We start from the raw sequence: 19,756 nt of genomic DNA, 5'->3' as shown, positions 1-19,756 counted from the left end.
GGGGGTATGCCATGGCAGAGGCAGCAGCAAAGACGGCGCTGGCGGGCATCGTCGTTCTCGTCCTCGTGGTCATTGCACTGGCGTACGGCGGCGGGAGTATCCAGAAACCCACGCCTGATGCCGAGTATTCCGGGCAGGATGGGAATGAAGGAGACATTATGCCGCAGAGCCGGACACAAGGGTCTTTCTCACTGACGATCTCACCCCGGACGGTGACGGCGCGTCCGGGAGAGACCATCCTCTACCGGGTGAGCGTTCAGCCGGAGGACGGATTCCGGGAGCCGGTGTACCTTGCGGTTTCGGCCACGGCACTGAACGGCGCCATCAGCCGTTCATCGAACCTCGGAACGATATCGCCGCCGTACGGTGCAGTCACCCGCGAGATCGTCATCCCGAACCTCCCGCCACTTGTCTCCGGGACAACCGTCGATGCCACTATCACCGCAGTTGGCGGCGGCACCGTCAGGACGCAGCACCTGCAACTCGTTATAGAATCCTGATCTGCAAAATACAAACGCTCGGCGGAAAGGAAGCGAGGAGCAGGTGTCCGGAGCGCCCCTTTCCCCTGCATGGACAGGAGGAAGCCCCATATAACAGACGGGTTGCGGACAGTTCCCGGATCGCACGATGGCTTTTAGCCGTTTCCCACAGGATCCAAAAACCAATAGACTGCTTGTAAGAGTATAGAGCGTATAGAAATACTATTCGCCTCTGTATACCTACAATAGAACCCCTTTGCTTCCACTGGAGAAAATAGCGATTCGATCAGATGCGGCCTCTCCGGCGTACCGTGCCGGGCATCTATTGTTCTCGGCCTGCCCCCCTATGCTCTCCGGCGAGACCGCCAGTCTGCCAAAAAAGATACGATCTTCAGTGAGGCTCGGGAATGAAGACCGGAACCCAGTGCCCGGAACCGTCTGGACTCGGTCTGGGTGTGAGATACGCTTCCATGCTGCCCGCCTCTGCGGCTAAAACCGATTCTTTCCCGGAATCGGCCCCCCAGAGCATGTACACGACACCCGTCGTCGTCCCGTCATCCTCTTTTAGCGGGGCTGCAATCGAGCAGTACACCCGGCCTTCGAACGTCACCCGGCCGGCACGAGCCGCATCGTGATCAAGCGCATCCCGACACAACCGGCAGGTCTCATCGATCATCGATGCCGGGTACACATCGGTGCATGCCCTCCCCTGCACGGTCTCCTGCCTAACCTGGAAGAGATCGGCGCCTGCCCGGTTCAGATACGTCAGCTTCAGTTCCCGGTCCATCGTTATGACCGGAATGGGAAGACGTTCAAGCGCGTGCAGCACCTGCCGTCGCAGCTGCCGCTGCACTAACTCATCTCCCATCGTCTGCGATACCAGAAAGCTCCCGACGACCATTATCATTACCTTGCCACCTCCGGTGTATACCGGAAGCTGGACACTATTGATATAATAACACTGTGGTCGGAGGGGTAGAGGAGAACGCCCTAAAAACACGCAAATTGTCAATTAGAGGCATTAAAATGCGTTTTAGAGCAAATGACACCATACCAAATTCCCAACCAGGGTTGAGGTAGCCGGGCAGTGGCCAGTTCTCCCTGAAATAGGTTATGCCTCCTGGAGCAGGGATTTCTGGATTCTGTTTGCCATATTCCAGCCAAATAGAAGATATCCGGCCAAAAAGCCATTCAGAACGGCGATTGATGGGAACCGGGGCACGACGATCGCAGCGCGCTTCACCGTCTCACAACCGACAGCGTGAAGCGGCCGGGAGAGCAGAATGGGCTTTCACTGGTTGCTTGGCGAGGAGTGATGCAGTGCAGGTGGCAAAGACTCGTGCTGGCCTTGGAAGTACCATGCATCGATCGAAAGAGTGTTGTAGAGGGAGAGCGTGTATTCGCATTTACGGAGGGATAGCATCAGCGACGTCATTGTGGCGGAGAGCCTCGAGAAACGGTTCGACGACGTCGTGGCCGTCGACCGCATCGATTTCGCGGTCAGGGAGGGAGAAATATTCGGCTTTCTTGGGCCAAACGGTGCAGGGAAGACCACGACCATGAAGATGATCCAGTGCGTCTCCCCAAAGACCGCAGGGACTCTCCGCGTCTTCGGCATGGACGTGAGCACCCGCCCACGGCAGATCAAGCAGCATCTCGGGGTCGTCCCGCAGGAGAACAACCTCGACCCCGACTTCACCGCATATCAGAACCTGACGATCTACGCACGCTATTTCGGTATCCCGCGAAAGACCGCCGAAGAGCGCGCAGAGGAACTCCTCGACTTCATGCAGCTCCGTGAGAAGAGCGACGTGCTGATCGACAAGCTCTCGGGAGGAATGAAACGCCGCCTGATCATCGCACGGGCGCTCGTCAACGACCCGGAGCTCCTTATCCTGGACGAACCGACGATCGGCCTCGACCCGCAGGCACGCCACCTGATCTGGGAGAAACTCAAAGAGATCCAGGCGCAGGGGAACACCCAGGTGATGACCACACACTACCTTGACGAGGCGGCGAGGCTCTGCGACCGCCTCGTCATCATGGATCACGGAAAGATCCTGGTGGAGGGGAGCCCCGGCAGCCTTATCAGTGAGTACGCAGGCACCGACATCGTCGAAGCAGACTCGACACCGCAGGTGATGGCGTGCCTTGATGCGATCGGAGCATCCTACGATGCCGTCGGCGATGTGGTGCAGGTCTTCACCGGCCGCCCCCATGATGTGGTCAGGGCGCTCATGGAGTCCTGCAGTCACGAAAAAGTGTTGGCACGCCCGGCGACGCTTGAAGACGTCTTCCTGAAACTGACCGGGAGGACGCTTCGGGAGTAGCAAAGGTATGGTAGATCTCGGGCTTTCACGGATCACGGGAAGTGCGCTCTACGTCTGGCGAAGGAACTGGGATGCGTTCATCAAGACCTACCGGGTCAACTTCATCCCGCCCTTCGTGGAGCCGCTGCTCTACCTCCTCGCCCTCGGCTACGGCCTCGGAGCATTCGTCGAGGCCATCGACGGGATACCCTACCCGCAGTATATCGCCCCTGCACTCGTCTCCATCTCGGTCATGTATTCCGCCTTCTTCGAGTGTACCTACTCATCCTTCGTCCGGATGTACTACCAGAAGACCTTCGATGCAATCATCGCAGCGCCGCTCTCCATCGAGGACGTGATCGCCGGCGAAATTCTCTGGGGGGCGACGCGGGGAACCATCTACGCCACGCTCATGCTCCCGGTACTCATCGCATTCGGCGTCGTCGATCTGCCCACATCGTTCCTGCTGATCCCCTTCGCCCTGCCGGCAGGGCTGCTCTTCGCCTGCATCGGGATGTGCTTCACCGCCATAACCCCGGGGATCGATGCGCTCAACTACCCGTCGTTCCTCTTCATCACCCCGATGTTTCTCTTCTCAGGGACATTCTTCCCGCTCGATATCCTGCCGGAACAGGTTCAGTACTTCGCGATCGCATTTCTGCCGCTCACACACGTGGTGAACGTCAACCGGGCGATCACGCTCACGGCCTTCTCCCCCTTCGTTCTCTTCAGCCTGGTCTGGATCGGCGTGGTGACGGTGATATTCTTCGTGATCGCGCTCCGCCTGATGCGAAGAAGGCTCATCGTCTGAAGAGGCGGCGGGAGCGCGCAACATAATCGTCCATGGAAAACTTCCGTGCAAGACCGGCAGCGCTCATATAGCGCACTTTCCCGAATATCGGGCGCTCTTTCCAGGCACGGTCGTGTTTTCCGAAGCACCAGGCAACGCCCGCGTATCCGCTCGGGTCTCTTCCGTCCAGTTCGTAGCGGTTGTTCAGATACAGGGCACGGGCATAGGCCTCCTCCGGCGTCTCCGTCCATTCAAGGATCTTCTTTCCCCAGTACATCCGCATGTAGCCGTGCATCTTGCCGGCAGCACGCATCTCCAGCTGCGCAGCGTTCCAGAACGGGTCATGCGTCCGTCCCTCCTCAAGATCACGCCGCGAGTAGAGATACTCTCGTGCATCGCCGGCATGGGCGGCGAGTGTTGCCTGCGCCCAGTCAGGGAGAGCGGCAAACGAGTCGTACAGCGGATTGTACTGGACAAAGTTGACGGCGAGTTCCCTCCGGACGATCAGCTCCTCGAGGTATGCAGGAGCGCCGCGGCTGTTTGTCGCCCGCACGGCAAGCGCGATCTCCAACGGCGAGATCTGCCCGAAGTGCAGGTACGGGCTCATCTCCGACAGCACATCGTTGCCCGGATCGTTTCGCTCCTCCGGATATCTGTCAAGCCGTTCGTGCAGAAAGACGGCCAGGCGCCGGTGCGCCTCCGCACTGCCGCCACGGAACCCGACGGACGGTTCGACGCTCCGGTCGACTGCAGGATCCACGGAACCGGGAGATGCCGAATCAAAGTCCGTCCCAGGAGAGAGAACCTTGAGTCTCCGGGGTTTTAACGGCACAAGGAAACGCTCAATCTCCCGCGAGATCCGCGGCCTGAAGGTGGCTGCCGACCATTCCTCCTTGCCGGACGCAACCGCGACCGGGACGACCACGTTGCTCTCAACCTGGACGGCGGGGCAGGAGACCTCGTCTGCGATACGTGATCGCCAGGCTTTCTGGACGCGGAGGTATCCAGCATCGGCGACAACGAGCGATGCTGCACCGGCAAGGTCGATCACTCCCTCATCAGGCTGGCCGGTGCGGACGACCATCCCGATGCCGCGTTCTTTGAGGCGCTCCTCTGTCTCCTGCAGCCCTTCAAGCATGAAACGGTAGTGACGCCCGTTCGCCTCGGGGTACGACCAGGTCAGGCCAAAGAAGACAACCAGTGGTCTTCGAAGTGCATTGGCACGCTCGACCGCATACTCCAGTGCGTGGTTCCAGTCCGCCCGCTGTGATGCCTGCATCCAGTAAAGAACATACTCTCCGTCAGGAGGCGTGGAGTGCCGGTTGAGCGAGCTGATCCGCTCTTCCTGTATCATGCCGGACGGAGAGTATAGCGTGGAAAGCGATAAAAGGCGCTGATTGCGGGTTACCAGGAACGGATGCAGCGCTTAAAAAAAAATTAGAATCTGGGTTTTCTGTGCTTGGGGAGACAGTCCCGGCAGTAGACGGGACGGCCTTCGGTCGGCTTGAAGGGGACTTCGCACTCGACGCCGCAGTCGGAGCAGACTGTTTTATGAAACTCGCGGGGACGGTCATCATACGACCGGGGACCCCGGCTCGGATATCTGTTATCCATCTAATTCACTCTCGTATAGACTGATTAATCAGCAGAGGACTTAGAACCTCGGTTTTCTGTGCTTGGGGAGACAGTCCCGGCAGTAGACGGGGCGGCCTTCGGTCGGCTTGAAGGGAACTTCACACTCGACGCCGCAGTCGGCGCAGGTTGCTTTGTGGAACTCGCGGGGACGGTCATCGTACGACCGGGGACCCCGGCTCTGATATCTGTTATCCATTTTAATTTACTCACTTTGGATGGTTTTACTCAAAAGAGGACTTAGAACCTCGGTTTTCTGTACTTGGGGAGACAGTCCCGGCAGTAGACAGGACGGCCCTCGGTGGGCTTGAAGGGGACTTCGCACTCGGCGCCGCAGTCGGAACAGACTGTTTTATGAAACTCGCGGGGGCGGTCGTTGTAAGAACGGGGACCCCGGCTCTGATATCTCTCATTCATGGATTCTACCATGCAGATGAATCTGCATACATAGAAGTACGCGCAGCTTTAAATAGATATGCTCCCGGCGGATAGACGTTTTTTCGGAGAAAAACGCGCCCATGGATCCGAAATGTCCCGGGGCGAGGACAGGGAGCCACGGATATTACGCGTATCGAACAGGTACACAGTATGGAGCGAACTTCAGCAGGGGCTTTTGGAGAGCCCCGCAATCGAACCCGGGCTCGACCGAGGAACACCGATACCCTGCTGCAGTGAAACCCTCCCTGCCGAGGTCCTTTTTCAGGAGATGTTTGCCTCAATCCACCATCAGGATCTGCATTCGAGAATGCCGGACCAATGCAGGAGTCTTCCTGGCGGGGACGCGCGCGCCTGCCGGAGGTGCGCGGGATGACTCGACGAGAATGCGTGCGATAGGCACTGCATGGCGCGTGTGACAGAGCCGAATCCGGCGGTGCTGAGCAGCGCGGCACTCCCCGGCACCGTACTGCTTTATATCCATACTCTCTGACTCATAGATCTGCAACCTATGGCTGAGATAAACCCGATTTCTTCTGGTATCCGGCAGTCTGGCGGCACTCCCCTGAAAAACCGGGTGAACCGGGGGGCGGTGCATGAATAAAGAAACACCGGTCGACGAGCCTCCCGATAGCAAACGACAGAGGCGGCGAAACAGTCGCTCGGCAGGCCCCGTCCGGAACCTCGAAGAGCATGTAAAACCGGACTGGTGGCGTGGGATATTCAATCACCTCTACCTGAAGACCGACGGCGACGTCGTTGGAGACCAACGGATTACGGAACGGGAGATCGACCGGATAACCGGCATCCTTTCCTTCTCCAGGGAAACAGAGATCCTCGACCTCTGCTGCGGCCAGGGGAGGCACACCCTGGAGCTGGTCCGCCGGGGGTATGCGGTAGAAGGACTCGACCGCTCCCACTACCTGATCCAGAAAGCACGGGCAGCGGCGAAGCGCGAAGGCCTCAGGATCCGGTTCAGAGAGGGCGACGCACGGGCACTTCCATATAAGCCCGATACGTTCGGGGCGGTGCTGATCCTGGGAAACAGCTTCGGATACTTCGATTCGGTCGAGGAGGATATCCGTGTTCTCAGCGAAGTCCGGCGCGTGCTCAAACCATGGGGCAGAATACTCCTCGATATGACCGACGGAGAGTACCTCAAGGGACACTTCCAGCCCCGCTCCTGGGAGTGGATCGATGACCGGATGTTCGTCTGCCGGGAGCGAACGCTTGCCGTCGATGAAGAACGGCTGGTTTCGCGGGAGGTCATCACGCACGTTGAAAAAGGGGTCCTTGCGGATCAGTTCTATGCCGAACGCCTCTACACCCGGCACGGGCTCACCGGCCTTCTCGAGGCCGCCGGCTTCTCCGAGATAACCTTCCACGAGATGCGGACCGAATCGGTGCGGAACCAGGACCTCGGCATGATGGAGCGCCGCTTCATCGTGACCGCCGTCATCAAAAAAGACTGGACAGCAGTGAAGGCGAAGAAAACCGGTTCGGTCAGAAACGTGACGGTGATACTCGGCGATGTGTCCAGGCCCGACCGCATCAAGCCGTCCTGCATCTTCGACGAAGACGACTTCTATACCATCGATCAGATGAGAGAGGCTCTGGCCGGACTGAAGGGATACCGCTTCACCTTCATACAGCGGCACGATGCGCTGATCCGGGATCTTGCCAGGCTGAAGGAGAAGACGGAGTATATCTTCAACCTCTGTGATGAGGGATACGACAACGAACCGCGGAAAGAACTCCACGTCCCCGCGCTCGCGGAGATCCTCGGCATCCCGTACACCGGCGCAGGGCCGCAGTCGCTTGCCTTCTGCTACGACAAATCCCTTGTCCGCGGCGCTGCACGGGAGATGGGGATTCCGGTTCCCGACGCATCGTTCATTACGTCGCGTGACCGGGTTTACAACATCGCCGTTCAGTTCCCGGTGATCGTCAAACCGAACGCAGGTGACTCGAGCTTCGGGATCACCCAGAAGAGCATCGCCCACTCCATCCAGGAACTCTCCGGCGTGATCGCCAGCATGCGGGCACATCTCGGCTACGGAACGTCGTTCCTCGTCGAGGAGTTCCTGACAGGCAACGATATCAGCGTCGGCATCATCGGCAACCCCTCCGGGACCTACACCGTGCTCCCGATTATCGAGGAAGATTACTCTGCTCTCCCTCCGGGCCTTCCCCGGATCTGCGGCTACGAGGCCAAATGGCTCCCCGAGTCCCCGTACTGGAAGATCACATCGAAACCCGCAGACCTTCCGGAGGACTCCGAGAAACTGATCATACGCTGCTGCCTTGCACTCTTCGAGCGGCTCGAATGCAGAGACTACTGCCGGTTCGACTGGAGGCTCGACGCCGCCGGAAAACCAAGACTTCTCGAAGTGAACCCGAACCCGGGTTGGTGCTGGGACGGACATCTCGCCAGGATGGCAGCACTCTCCGGCATCTCATACCAGGGGATGCTGGAACGGATCCTGCAGGCGGCGGAGGAGCGCATCGGCACAGAATCCGGACGTCGCCTGACGGCAAAGCAGCGTGCCGAAACAGGCTGAGTGCGGCTGCACACACCCATCGCTTCTCCTTTCTGCCGGGCAGGAGACCTATACGCCCGAGGCACGCGCTGATGAGGCCCCCAGCGGACCCGAGAACTGTTGCTGCATTGATGTGATCAGGCTGACTACATTGCCAGAACGGCCTCTGACCGGAGAAAACTTCATCCTGACAATCCTCTGCTTGCCGCCCCGCGATGTGAGCGTTCCGACCCGCTCCACCCCGACGATGAGGGCTTCCCGAACCGCCTTGTCGATGAACGCCCCTCCGGCAAGGCCGCTCTGGTCATGTACATGGAGCACCTCCTTCAGCGGACGCATGACGGCATGCTGCCGTTTCCATCCGGTCAGATTTTCGGCAGAAGGATTCAGGAAGAGAACCTCCCCTTTGGCGTCGGTGATGACGATGCCCTCGTCGGCGTGCATCAGCCCGCGGAGATCGCGCTCATTTCCACCCTTCGCCGATCTGTTCACCCGGAAGTTGTTGAGGGCTATCTCGATCGTGCTATAGATCTCATCTTTGGTAAACGGCTTTGTGAGATACCCGAATGGTTCGGCCACTTTAGCACGCTGGATTGTTTCATTGTCGATACTTCCGGTCAGGAAGACCACCGGGATGTTGAAGATCGTATAGAGGAACGTCCCGGTCTCGATACCATCGAGCTTGCCGTCAAGGTTCACGTCCATCAGAACGAGATCCGGCTGAGCCTCGGCGACACATGCAATTGCCTCTTCCCCGGACGAAACGCCGCCGACTACGGCATAATCAAGCTTCCTGAGCATCAGTTCAACCAGATTGCAGATGATGGAGTCATCTTCTACAACAAGGATTCGTGTTTTTGCCATGAGTTCACGCTCTTATTTTTTTCAGGGATGAGATGCGGGATCACTACCCGCTGATCTCACTCATCGAGAAGTATCCCACTTCATTGAAGTACTTCCGCGCTTCGGCAGATCGGGCAAAGGTGATGAACTCCAGCACCGCAGGGGACGCGGTGCCGTTCGAAATGTAATTGAGAGGACGGGTCAGCCGTTCGATGTACAGGTCGTCCTGTCCGTTTTGCAGGGAAAGCTCCTGCCAGATTGCATCCCGGAACGTCGTGATGCCGTCAGGCAGTGCAGTCGCCGCTCCTGCATTCCTGATCCGCAGGATCTTCACCCCGGTATCGCCCTCCGCATACCCGAAGTCGACAAATCCAATGGCATCGGGATTCTCTTTGACCGCATTGAGCACCCCGAGATTTCCATTCGCGCCGATGTGGCGAATAGGGCCCCCGGTTCCGGTATCGGTGACGTTGAGTGCCGGATTCACGTTCTTGACACCACCCCCGAAGAGCCACTGTGCAAAAGTCTCTTCGGTGCCCGAAGAGTCACTCCGCTGCACGACAGTCCGGATCCCGGCTACCTGCGGCATTTCAGAGACGTTGTCGGAGAGATCGTCATACAGAGCAGCGACTTCATCGAAGGACACCTCATCAGCGGGGTACTCATGGCTCACGATCAGGACGACGCCGCTCCCGCCAATCTGATGCACCCGCAACCAGGGGTACGCCGACAGCTCGTCCGCTTCGAGTGCCCGGGAGGCAGCGCCGATATCAATCTCTCCGGCAGCAACACGCCGTATTCCGGCGCTTGAACCGCCGCCCTCAACCATGACCCGCACATCAGGGTGGTATTTCATGTACACCGTCGACAGAATCTCAGAAACCGGCTGTATCGTCGTTGAACCGGCAATAGTGATCTGCACCTCCGGGCCGCCCACCTGAACCGGCCCCGGATCCTGCTTCCCGGAGAAGGGCAGGCCGACCATGACGATGACGACCACCCCTGCAAGAAACAGGACGACGATAAGTGCGATGATCTGAACCTGAGTGATCCCTTCATCGCGTCTTCTGCTTTCATCCGACCGCATCGCTCAACCTCCACAGGGGCAGAAGGCACTCCGGCGATGCGGGAGCACCCTGCAGAGGAATTAACGCTAGAGAACATATATTTTACCGCAATAGACAGTATACAGAACATATTGAATGGAGCAATATATATAATCAGAAAGGGATCTTTCTGATCTCTGTGAGATCTGCACCAATTAAATATGTGTGAAACAGAATATTGTTTTAGTGAAAGATCACTATATTTTTCCCCCGGTGAGGCGAGAGAAAACACATTCCCGGCGTACCCGCCACACACCATCGGGAAGGCAGGTTTCTCCGGATCATTCAGGCATCTCACTCAGAACAAAGACATTTGCCATCATTACCATCACCTTCCTCATCCTCATTGCCGTTCTGTTTCTCCTCTCCCAGATGATCGTTCTCGGGGGATTTACCGAGCTCGAATCCGATACCACCGCCCAGAATGTCCACCGGGCGCTGAATGCAATCAACAGCGATATTGCCAAGCTCGATGCCATCGCCTACGCCTGGGGAAGCGCAGAGGAGACCGTTGCTTTCGTTGAAAAGGGGGAATCGGGATACATCACAACCAATTTTCCCGATGAAAAGTTCGCCGGGTCGAATCTGAACATATTGATGATCACCAATGATAAAGGACAGATTCTGGATCACAAATACGTCAATCTCGACTACCAGCACCAGATGCCGACACCAAAGAGTCTCCTCACCCAGCTCTCCAGCAGCGAACTTGCCAGAAACCCTGAAGCGGATTCCGAAGGCGGGCTTTCCGGGATTGTCCAGCTCAGCTCCGGGCCGATGCTCATCGCCTCGCGCCCCATTACCTCAGGCAACAACGCGGGCACCATCGGAACCATCATTGTCGGCCGGTACCTCGATGGGCGCGAACTTGAAGAGCTCTCAGAAAGAACGGAACTCACCCTCAGAATTGCCGAACTCTCCGCACCGTTCATACCGGATGATTACACTGCAGCAAACAGGATTCTACTCGACAGTGAGGATGAGGTCGTCGTCAGTCCGCTCTCAGGGGAGACCGTTGCCGGGTATGCACTCCTCCATGACATCTCCGGCGATCCCATCCTGACGCTGAAGGCAGGTATGCCGCGGGATATTTACCAGCGGGGGATGGCGGTGATGCAGTACCCCCTGATATCGCTCCTCCTGATCGTTGTGGTCTTCGGCGCGGTCACCATGCTTCTCCTCGAAAAAACAATACTCTCCCGCCTGACGCTCCTGAACGCCAGGATCATGCAGATCGGGGACGAAGGCGAACTCTCGGCACGGGTGCCCCTGGACGGAGACGACGAAATAACATCGGTCGCTGCCGCAGTCAACAGCATGCTCGACTCGCTGATGCAATCGAGGAAACGCCTGGCAACCAGCGAAGAACGGTATAGCCGGCTTGTAGAGGACGCAAAAGACCTCATCTTCACGATCAGCTTCAGCGGCAGGATCACTGCCGCAAACCGGATGGTCGAACAGATTACGGGTTACACCCGCGATGAACTGATGGGAATGCCGATCACCAGGCTCATCCCCCCGCATTTTCTTCCCGAGATCAAGGCGAAATTTTCAGATCGGCCGGAGAACGATGAGAGAGTCACCCTTGAGACGGAGATCATCGGAAAAGATGGAGATCGCCGCATCCTCGAGGTGAGCACACAGGTCCAGCGGGAGGACGGAACACCAACAGGCATCTTTGCGATCGCACGCGACATCACCGATCGAAAACGGGCGGAGGAGGAACTCGAGCGCCACCGCAACCACCTTGAGGAACTCGTCGACCAGCGGACAGAAGCGCTCTCAGCCGCAAACGACCACCTCCTTCAGGAGATCCGGGATCGGCGGCTGGTTGAAGAACGCCTCGCCGAAGAGAAAGAGAGACTCGCCGTGACGCTCGCATCGATCGCAGACGGTGTTATCGCAACCGACACCCGCGGAAACGTAGTGCTCATCAACAGCCTTGCAGCACGGGACACCGGTTGGCCGGAACTGGATGCGATCGGGCAAAGCCTCCGTACGGTTCTCCGGCTCATCCACACCCAGAGCCGCGATCCGATCGATGACCCGGCAGAGCGTGTCCTCCGGGAAGACCGGGTCATCGATCTTGCAAACCAGATTGTCCTGGTCGCCAGAAATGGTGAAGAACACCCGGTCGTCCTCTCCGCAGCGCCGATACGCGATCGCGGGAAAAAGCCCATCGGCACGGTCATCGTCTTCCGGGACATCTCAGAGCGGCTCCGGTGGGAAGAAGAGATCCTGCGGACGCAGAAACTCGAATCTGTTGGCGTGCTCGCGGGTGGCATTGCCCATGACTTCAATAACATTCTCACTGCCATCACCGGCAACATTACGATCGCCAGGATGATGATGGAAGAGGAGGATCCCATTCAGGAACGGCTGGCCGAGGCTGAAGAGGCCACCCTCCGCGCCCGGCAGATCACCCGCCAGCTCATCACCTTCTCCAAAGGGGGGGCTCCGGTGAAGCAGACCGCCAAAATCGGAGAACTCATCCGGGAAACAACGGAATTCGTTCTGAGAGGAACAAAATCACGCCCCGAGATATCCATCGCGTCCGACCTTCACCCCGTCGACGTCGATGAGGGGCAGATCAGTCAGGTCATCCAGAACCTCGTCATCAACGGCGATCAGGCAATGCCGGAAGGAGGTGTCATCAGTGTGACGGCAGAGAACGTCGACCTTGCCCATGCTCTGTGGGGACTGGCTCCCGGCCGGTGCATCAGGATCACGATCCGCGACCAGGGCACCGGGATCTCACGCGAGAACCTCTCAAAGATCTTTGATCCCTACTTCACCACCAAGAAAACCGGGAACGGTCTCGGCCTCGCCTCCACTCTCTCCATCATAAAACGCCACGGCGGGGCACTCGACGTGGAATCAGAAGTGGGTACTGGCACGGCATTTTCCATCTACCTTCCGGCATCCGAAAAAGCGCCTGTCACAGAAAAAGAGGTTGAATCAAGCCGGATAACCGGCACGGGCAGGATCCTCCTGATGGATGACGACGAGGGGATTTTACAGGTCATACCGGAGCTGCTCAGAAAGTACGGCTTTTCCGTAGAAGTAACCCGTGACGGTGCGGAGATGGTCGCCCGGTACCGGGAAGCCATGAATGCGGGAATACCCTTTGACGTGGTGATTGCAGACCTCACAGTCCCGGGCGGAATGGGCGGAAAAGAAGCGGTTGCAGAGATCCGCGAGTTCTCTCCGGGCATATCGGCGATTGCCTCGAGTGGGTACAGCAACGATCCGGTGATGGCCGAACACACCGCATTCGGTTTTACCGACGTGCTGCCCAAGCCCTACCGCATCGAAGACCTGGCAAGACTCATCGCCAGAGTGATCGCGGATCGGACCGGAGGCACGGGCACATGAACTTCCTGCAGAGTGGGATCGCCGGTGCGGGCGTGCCCCCAAAACCTCCCTGCACACTGCATCCCCGAAGAAAAAACGTTCAACCGTCGGAGGATGGAGCCTCAAGGACAGGTGATAAATATCCTTCAGGACACCATTCTTTATTACAGGTGATACCGCTGCCGAACAGGGAAATAACTGAGAGGCATCTGAGGGAACTTGAAAACCTACGCAGCAATGTTCGGGAGGAGATTGCTCGCGAAGAACAGAAGCAGAACAGCCTTCTGGCATACAATGAGAAGCTTCACTGGACAGGCCTGTTTATCCTTGCAGCAGTCCTCGGCAACGTTGTCTTCCTGCTGTTTCTCCCGCAGTACATGCTCTACTGGATCATCTCGAGTTTCATCCTCTATATGGTGAATCCGTTCATCCTGATGATCCCGACGGAGCGTTCGAAGATGAGCGTCCCGGACCCCGGCGCGATCACCGAGTTCGTCGGCCTTCTCCGGGATATCGGGATAGCAAAAGACTCACGTTCGGATCAGACGAAGACGATCGGAAAGGTACTCTGGGACGTATTCTTCATCAACAGCCAGCCGCTTGCCATTGGATTCGGCCTCATCTACGGCATCAACATCCTCTTCTCGCTCTACAGCGGATTCATCGCAGGTTCACTCGAGCCGGGCGCCGCCATTCTGATAACGCTGCAGTCACTGGCGATCATCGTCTTTTACGCAGCAATATGGCATATGAAGCCCTATCACAGCCGGTTCTCAAAGTCCATCATCGGCATGAGCCAGGATGCCCGGAAGAAGATCCGGACGGGGTGGCGTGCCGGACTGCGGGTGGTCCTGCTGGTCGGAGCACTCGGGGCACTCTCCGGGATCCTGGTCATATCCGCGATGCTTCTCCCCGGCATGACGCTGAACAACTTCCTCGACTCGATCGATTACTCGCTCGGGTGGAATATCCTGCCCACCGCTCTGATCTTCCTCTCCCAGGTGATCATCGCCCGGTACCTGCAGGGAGCCTACAGCAAGCAGCTCCTCCTGCAGATCGGCGACGACAAGATCCAGACGCTCAGAGACCATCTCCTCACGCGTCTTGACGGCCTTGCAGCGTCGGTGCAGGGGAGCGGCGGGGCGGATGACAGCATCGCCGCCGACATCAGAGCCATGAGCGTTGGATACCTCCGCCTCCGTGTCTACAAGACGGAGTATCACGACCTCTTCGGGTTCTTCCCGGTGTACCTCGTCGTACCGGATCTGCAGATCATCCTCGACCGGAACACCGCTGCCGTCCGGAAGGCTGATCGCGATGCCGGCATCCTGGAACTGACACACGAACGGGCAGAACAGCCGCCGGCACGTACGAACCAGTGAGCAGGCCGCGGGAACAGTGCCGGATCCCAAATACTATTTTACCCTTCAGTGGGAATAGTGTACCATACATGGCTGCCGAAGAAGAAAATCCCACTACCCTGATCAACGGCAGGGAGGTTCCGTACGACCCGGAGCAGATGCGCAAGATCGCCGAACATCCCTGCTATTCTGAAAAGGCGTGCCACGCCTTCGGCAGGTGCCATCTTCCGGTTGCCCCGAAATGCAATATCCAGTGCAACTACTGCGTCCGGGACTACGACTGCGTCAACGAGAGCCGCCCGGGTGTGACCAGCAGGGTGCTCACACCGGAGGAGGCTCTGTATCTTGTCCGGCGCGTCGTGAAGGAATACCCGTACGTCAAGGTCATCGGCATTGCCGGGCCGGGAGAGCCGCTCGCAAACAAAGAGACATTCGAGGCGCTGAGGCTGGTGCATGAGGAGTTCCCGAAGCTCATCATGTGCATCAGCACAAACGGCCTTCTGCTCCCCGAGTCGATCGAGGAACTCGACCGCTACGGCGTCGGCAACGTGACCGTGACCCTCAACGCCGTCGACCCGGAGATCGGGGAGAAGATCGTCTCGCATGTCACCTACCAGGGGAAGACGTACCACGGCCGGGAGGCTGCAGATATCCTCCTCTCCCAGCAGCTGAAGGGCATCGAGATGGCGGTCGCAAAGAAGATGTTCGTCAAGATCAACACGGTGTACATCCCGGGGATCAACGACGACCACATCGTGGAGATCGCAAAGAGGGTGAGCGAGATGGGTGCGTATACCTTCAACGTCATCCCGCTCATCCCGCAGTACAAGTTCGCCGACATCACCCCGCCGACACCGAAGGAGAAGCGGGAGATGCAGGATGCCTGCGCTCCCTACATCAAGCAGATGCGGCATTGCGCCCGCTGCCGGTCGGACGCGATCGGCAAGCTCGGCCAGGACGTGCAGTCCTGCCTCTACCGAAGCGAAAAAACCGAAGAGTGATCTCTTTCGCCCCATACTCTTTTACCGCCCGGTCACGAAACGCGACAGGGCTCTCACGACACCATGACGACGATCAGACTCCGCCCGGACCAGCCGTTCGATCTCGAGCGGACGCTCTCCTGCGGCCAGGCGTTCCGCTGGGAGCTGCGTGCGGGGTGGTGGCAGGGCATCGTCGGCGATACGGCGATCCGGATACGGCAGGACGGCAGCAGCCTGACGTTCCACGGTGGGGACGAAGCGCGTATTCGGGACTACTTCCGGCTCGACCAGGACCTTCCCGCCATCCTCGCCTCGATCGATCGCGACCCGGCCATCCATGACGCGATCCGGTGCTGCTGCGGCCTTCGGATAGTCCGCCAGCAGCCGTGGGAGTGCCTCGTCTCCTATATCTGCGCCACGAACACCAATATCCCGGCGGTAAAACGGCGGGTCTTCCTGATGGCGGAACGTTACGGCACCCCGATCGAAGGCCCGTTCGGCACCGCATATACGTTCCCGGCGCCGGAAGCGCTCGCCGGCGTCTGCCACACCGACCTGTGGGACTGCAAGCTCGGCTACCGGACGAGCGCCGTCTGCGAAGCTGCGGCGTTCGCCGTCCGGCACCCGGACTGGGCTGAAACCATCGCATCGCTGCCGTTTGAGGAGGCCCGAACGGAACTGATGCGGCTTCGCGGTGTCGGACCAAAGGCGGCGGACTGTGTCCTCCTCTTTGCGTTCGGGTTCTTCGAGGCGTTCCCGGTCGATGTCTGGATACGGCGGATCGTGGCGCAGACATACCTGCCGGACCTCCAGGGCACAGCGTGCACCCCGAAGGAGTACGACCGGATCCGGCGGTTTGCACGGGAGTACTTCGGTGAGTACGCTGGTTACGCCCAGGAGTATCTCTACTGCGTCCGGGAGGGGTGAGGAGGAGGAAGGAAACTTCAGTAGCTGTTTCCGGCATCATGCTGGCATTCGCAGGCAAAACTCGCGATAAACGCGTTCTCACGCGACTGCAGCACCTCATCGGGCGTTCCCTCCAGGACCACTTTTCCCGCTTCGAGAAGACAGACGCGATCGCCGAGTTCAAGAGCGTCTTTGAGGTTATGAGTGACAATGATACAGGGAATACCGGCCTGCCGGATCCGGTTTCGAAGCTCGCGGCGCATCCCGCCCTGAGCCCGGACGTCGACGGCTGCGAGCGGTTCGTCGAGGAGCAGCAGGTCGGGCTGCAGGACGAGCGAGCGGGCGAGGGCCACCCGCTGGCGCTGCCCGCCCGAGAGCCTGCCGACATTGACGTCCGCAAGGTCGGCAAGGTGCAGCGCCGCGAGCTGCCCGGCGACACGCTCGGCGATCTCGGCTTTCGGGATCTTCCGGCACCGGAGACCGAAGGCAATGTTCTCAAAGACCGACAGGTGCGGGAAGAGAGCATAGGACTGGAAAAGATGGCCGATCTTCCGCTCCTCGGTCGGCATATCGATCCCGAGCCTGTCGGAGAAGAGCGTCCGCCCGGCGAGCGTTATCTCCCCGCGGTCAGGAGAGAGGATACCCGAGATGAGGTTCAGGACAGTTGACTTGCCCGCCCCGTTCTCCCCGATGAGAACGAGCGTCTCACGTTCACGAATGGTGAGGGAGAGCTCAAGAGAGAAGTCACGGAGTTGTTTTCCGGCATCGACAGAGAGCATCAGGTCTTCCTCCGGGTAACGAACTTGACCGCCAGGATAACGGCGAACGAGATGATCACGAGAAGAATCGCAAGGCTGATGGCGTCGTAGATGTTCCCCTGCATCGTCGTGTAGATCGCAAGCGGCATCGTCTGCGTCCTGCCCTGGTAGTTGCCGGCGAACATGATCGTCGCACCGAACTCACCGAGCGCCCTGGCAAAGGTCAGGATGGCTCCGGAGACGAGACCGGCCCAGGCGATGGGCACGGTGACGCGGAGGAGCACCCGCAGCCGGGACGCCCCGAGTGTCCGGGCAGCATCCTCGTAGATCCGATCGACCGCCTCGAAGCTCGCCCGTGCCTGCCGGATATAGAAGGGTGAGGCGACGAAGACCTGCGCTAAGATAACAGCAAACGTGGTAAACGCGATCTGGATCCCGAAGGCGTCGAGATACTCCCCGACAACGCCCCGCCGCCCGAAGGCCATCAGGAGGGCGATGCCGGCCACCGCGGGCGGGAGGACGATCGGAAGGTCGGTGAGGGTATCGACGAGCTCCTTGCCTCTGTACTCCCTCCGTGCGTTGATGTAGGAGAGCGGCGTTCCGAAGAGGATGACGATCACCGTGCTGATCGCTGCGGTGAGGAGCGAGAGCGCCAGGGCGTCGAGCACCACCGGTTCCGCAAGCGATCTGAAGAACGCCTCGGGAGTGATCCGGAGGAAGAGCGAGGCTATTGGTACCGTGACGAAGAGGAGAAATAAGGCCAGAAGGAGAATGAGGAGAAGGGTGAGCCCTGTTCGGCGCACCTGCCTCCAGGAGATATCCCTGACGAAGTTACTGGCCTTGCGGTATCGGATCGAATCCATACTCTGTCAGGATGCCACTGCCGTCAGTGCCGCGCACGAACGCAACGAACGCTGCCGCGGCGTCTTTCTGCTGTGACTCGGCAAGGATTCCGAGCGGATACTGTGCGACGACGTTATACTCGGCCGGGATGTCTATCCGGGTGAGTTCGTCGCGGTATTCCTGCTTGATATCGGATTTGTAGACGAAGGCGGCATCCGCTTCGCCAAGCGTCAGCTTCGGCACGACGGAGCTCACCGCCGTCTCCTCGGAGATAACGTTGCCCATCACGGCCTCTCTGTACTCGGCACCGTAGGCGGAGCTGTTCGCCATCTTATCGAGCACCTGGCGGGTGTACGAGCCGAACGGCACGTCTTTGGTGCCGATGACAAGCTTCACGCCGGGGTTTGCGAGGTCGGTAAGGGTCGTGATGTTCGCCGGATTGTCAACGGGGACGATGACCGCCACGGAGTTTTCAACGAAGAGCTCCACGGTTTCGTTGTCCATGAACCCGGCGACCTCGAGCGCCTTCATGTGCTTGACGTTCGCCGAGACGAAGACGTCAGGAGATGCTCCCTGCTCGATCTGCGTTCGAAGCGCCTGCGAGCCATCGAAGACGAGATCGATCTTCAGACCCGGATTCTGAGACTCGTAAGCCTTTCCGATATCGGTAAAGGCACCGGTCAGGGATGCGGCGGTAAAAACAGTCAGTGTCGTCTGTTCTTCGGAGGGCGGCGCCTCCGTCGTGCCGGTGCAGCCTGCAGCCATGAGTGCGGCTACGATCAGGAGGGCCGACACCAGCAGTATACTGTTACCATGAAACTTCATAGGAGACCCCTCTTTTCTGTGTATACCAGATAGGTGTCAATTGATATTATTTAAATAACTATACATTGAGAGTTAGTTAATGAAATAATCTTTACTTCGGACGGCGCCCCTTTCGCAATTCCGCCGTATTAATGAAATCTGATTAATGAGGATGGGGGGCTGTGCAGTCGCGATTCAGTGCAGACGCAGACATGAACCCGGCGCTTCCGCCTGGACTGCAACGAGCTGTTTCAAAAGAAAAAATATGAGAAATACGGACATCCGGGAACATTATGTCCCGATGTCCCAGCTGGTCATGTAGTGCTCCTGCTCGGCTGTCAGGGTGTCGATGGTGATGCCGAGGGATGCCAGTTTCAGTCCCGCGATCATCTCGTCGAGCTCGGCGGGAACGTCGTAGACACCGCCTGGAAGCATCTCCCCGACACGGGCGATGTACTCGGAGCTGAGCGCCTGGACCGCGAAACTTAAGAGAATTGCGATTAACCCTCTCTTCCATCAAGGATTTGCTCTTTCGTTCCGCCACTGCTGAGCCGCTTTCTTCCTGAACTCTTGCCTTTAGGGGTTCTTTTGGATTTTCTCGAGAGCTACCGCTCGG

19 protein-coding genes are annotated in these 19,756 nt (G+C 58.6%); 8 read left to right on the top strand and 11 right to left on the bottom strand.

The genetic code is table 11. From position 1 onward, the window contains the following. Positions 1-11 precede the first annotated feature (11 nt). On the top strand, positions 12-500 hold the full coding sequence (locus tag FGU65_RS10800) for a hypothetical protein (protein WP_301664481.1): 489 nt from the start codon (positions 12-14) through the stop codon (positions 498-500). 370 nt (positions 501-870) lie between these two features. Here the strand turns inward: FGU65_RS10800 and FGU65_RS10795 are convergent, their stop codons facing one another. Next, positions 871-1,386: a PAS domain-containing protein gene (locus FGU65_RS10795; protein ID WP_301664480.1), complete on the bottom strand. Its 516-nt coding sequence runs from the start codon at positions 1,384-1,386 to the stop codon at positions 871-873. A gap of 487 nt (positions 1,387-1,873) precedes the next feature. Here FGU65_RS10795 and FGU65_RS10790 point away from each other — a divergent pair, with 487 nt between their 5' ends. Further along, positions 1,874-2,809, top strand: coding sequence for an ABC transporter ATP-binding protein (locus tag FGU65_RS10790; protein WP_301664479.1), 936 nt, complete (start codon positions 1,874-1,876; stop codon positions 2,807-2,809). 7 nt (positions 2,810-2,816) lie between these two features. Continuing rightward, the gene (locus tag FGU65_RS10785; RefSeq protein WP_301664478.1) at positions 2,817-3,599 is read left to right on the top strand and encodes an ABC transporter permease; all 783 of its coding nucleotides are present in this window, start codon (positions 2,817-2,819) and stop codon (positions 3,597-3,599) included. On the opposite strand, the gene FGU65_RS10780 is transcribed toward FGU65_RS10785, so the two are convergent. From FGU65_RS10780 to FGU65_RS10765, 4 genes are all read right to left on the bottom strand, one after another. Beyond that, positions 3,589-4,932, bottom strand: a complete 1,344-nt coding sequence (locus tag FGU65_RS10780; protein WP_301664477.1) for a deoxyribodipyrimidine photo-lyase — start codon at positions 4,930-4,932, stop codon at positions 3,589-3,591. The genes FGU65_RS10785 and FGU65_RS10780 overlap by 11 nt on opposite strands. An 83-nt stretch (positions 4,933-5,015) precedes the next feature. Then, the gene (locus tag FGU65_RS10775; RefSeq protein ID WP_301664476.1) at positions 5,016-5,192 is read right to left on the bottom strand and encodes a CxxC-x17-CxxC domain-containing protein; all 177 of its coding nucleotides are present in this window, start codon (positions 5,190-5,192) and stop codon (positions 5,016-5,018) included. 40 nt (positions 5,193-5,232) lie between these two features. Continuing rightward, complete coding sequence (locus FGU65_RS10770) at positions 5,233-5,409, bottom strand: CxxC-x17-CxxC domain-containing protein (protein WP_301664475.1); 177 nt, start codon at positions 5,407-5,409, stop codon at positions 5,233-5,235. A 41-nt stretch (positions 5,410-5,450) separates the two neighbouring features. Beyond that, complete coding sequence (locus tag FGU65_RS10765; RefSeq protein WP_301664474.1) at positions 5,451-5,627, bottom strand: CxxC-x17-CxxC domain-containing protein; 177 nt, start codon at positions 5,625-5,627, stop codon at positions 5,451-5,453. Positions 5,628-6,241: 614 nt separating this feature from the next. Between FGU65_RS10765 and FGU65_RS10760 the strand changes: the two genes are divergently transcribed. Beyond that, positions 6,242-8,206 carry a methyltransferase domain-containing protein gene (locus FGU65_RS10760; protein ID WP_301664473.1) on the top strand — a complete coding sequence of 655 codons (1,965 nt, stop codon included), beginning with the start codon at positions 6,242-6,244 and terminating at the stop codon, positions 8,204-8,206. A 48-nt stretch (positions 8,207-8,254) separates the two neighbouring features. Here FGU65_RS10760 and FGU65_RS10755 read toward each other — a convergent pair whose 3' ends face one another. Next, complete coding sequence (locus FGU65_RS10755) at positions 8,255-9,049, bottom strand: ATP-binding response regulator (protein WP_301664472.1); 795 nt, start codon at positions 9,047-9,049, stop codon at positions 8,255-8,257. Positions 9,050-9,092: 43 nt separating this feature from the next. Beyond that, positions 9,093-10,115 carry a PstS family phosphate ABC transporter substrate-binding protein gene (locus FGU65_RS10750; protein WP_301664471.1) on the bottom strand — a complete coding sequence of 341 codons (1,023 nt, stop codon included), beginning with the start codon at positions 10,113-10,115 and terminating at the stop codon, positions 9,093-9,095. Positions 10,116-10,347: 232 nt separating this feature from the next. Between FGU65_RS10750 and FGU65_RS10745 the strand changes: the two genes are divergently transcribed. The 4 genes from FGU65_RS10745 to FGU65_RS10730 all read left to right on the top strand — a co-directional run bounded on the left by FGU65_RS10745 (position 10,348) and on the right by FGU65_RS10730 (position 16,756). After that, positions 10,348-13,509, top strand: coding sequence for a PAS domain S-box protein (locus FGU65_RS10745; RefSeq protein ID WP_301664470.1), 3,162 nt, complete (start codon positions 10,348-10,350; stop codon positions 13,507-13,509). A gap of 149 nt (positions 13,510-13,658) precedes the next feature. After that, the gene (locus FGU65_RS10740; RefSeq protein ID WP_301664469.1) at positions 13,659-14,870 is read left to right on the top strand and encodes a hypothetical protein; all 1,212 of its coding nucleotides are present in this window, start codon (positions 13,659-13,661) and stop codon (positions 14,868-14,870) included. A 68-nt stretch (positions 14,871-14,938) separates the two neighbouring features. Next, positions 14,939-15,850, top strand: a complete 912-nt coding sequence (nifB, locus tag FGU65_RS10735; protein WP_301664468.1) for a nitrogenase cofactor biosynthesis protein NifB — start codon at positions 14,939-14,941, stop codon at positions 15,848-15,850. 63 nt (positions 15,851-15,913) lie between these two features. Further along, a complete protein-coding gene (locus FGU65_RS10730; RefSeq protein WP_301664467.1) occupies positions 15,914-16,756 on the top strand; it encodes a DNA-3-methyladenine glycosylase family protein in 843 nt (280 codons plus the stop codon). Positions 16,757-16,773: 17 nt separating this feature from the next. Here FGU65_RS10730 and FGU65_RS10725 read toward each other — a convergent pair whose 3' ends face one another. The 4 genes from FGU65_RS10725 to FGU65_RS10710 form a co-directional block, all read right to left on the bottom strand. Beyond that, positions 16,774-17,514: a sulfate/molybdate ABC transporter ATP-binding protein gene (locus FGU65_RS10725; RefSeq protein WP_301664466.1), complete on the bottom strand. Its 741-nt coding sequence runs from the start codon at positions 17,512-17,514 to the stop codon at positions 16,774-16,776. Further along, positions 17,514-18,356 carry an ABC transporter permease gene (locus FGU65_RS10720; protein WP_301664465.1) on the bottom strand — a complete coding sequence of 281 codons (843 nt, stop codon included), beginning with the start codon at positions 18,354-18,356 and terminating at the stop codon, positions 17,514-17,516. The genes FGU65_RS10725 and FGU65_RS10720 overlap by 1 nt, the downstream gene beginning before the upstream one ends. Continuing rightward, positions 18,325-19,161: a molybdate ABC transporter substrate-binding protein gene (gene modA / locus FGU65_RS10715; RefSeq protein ID WP_301664464.1), complete on the bottom strand. Its 837-nt coding sequence runs from the start codon at positions 19,159-19,161 to the stop codon at positions 18,325-18,327. Before modA ends, FGU65_RS10720 begins: the two co-directional genes overlap by 32 nt. A gap of 270 nt (positions 19,162-19,431) precedes the next feature. Then, positions 19,432-19,635, bottom strand: a complete 204-nt coding sequence (locus FGU65_RS10710) for an adenosylhomocysteinase (RefSeq protein WP_301664639.1) — start codon at positions 19,633-19,635, stop codon at positions 19,432-19,434. Between the last annotated feature and the right edge of the window lie 121 nt (positions 19,636-19,756).

It is taken from the genome of Methanoculleus frigidifontis (assembly GCF_030464345.1).
GTDB classification, from domain to species: domain Archaea; phylum Halobacteriota; class Methanomicrobia; order Methanomicrobiales; family Methanoculleaceae; genus Methanoculleus_A; species Methanoculleus_A frigidifontis.
This window is presented reverse-complemented; position numbering and strand designations above follow the sequence as displayed.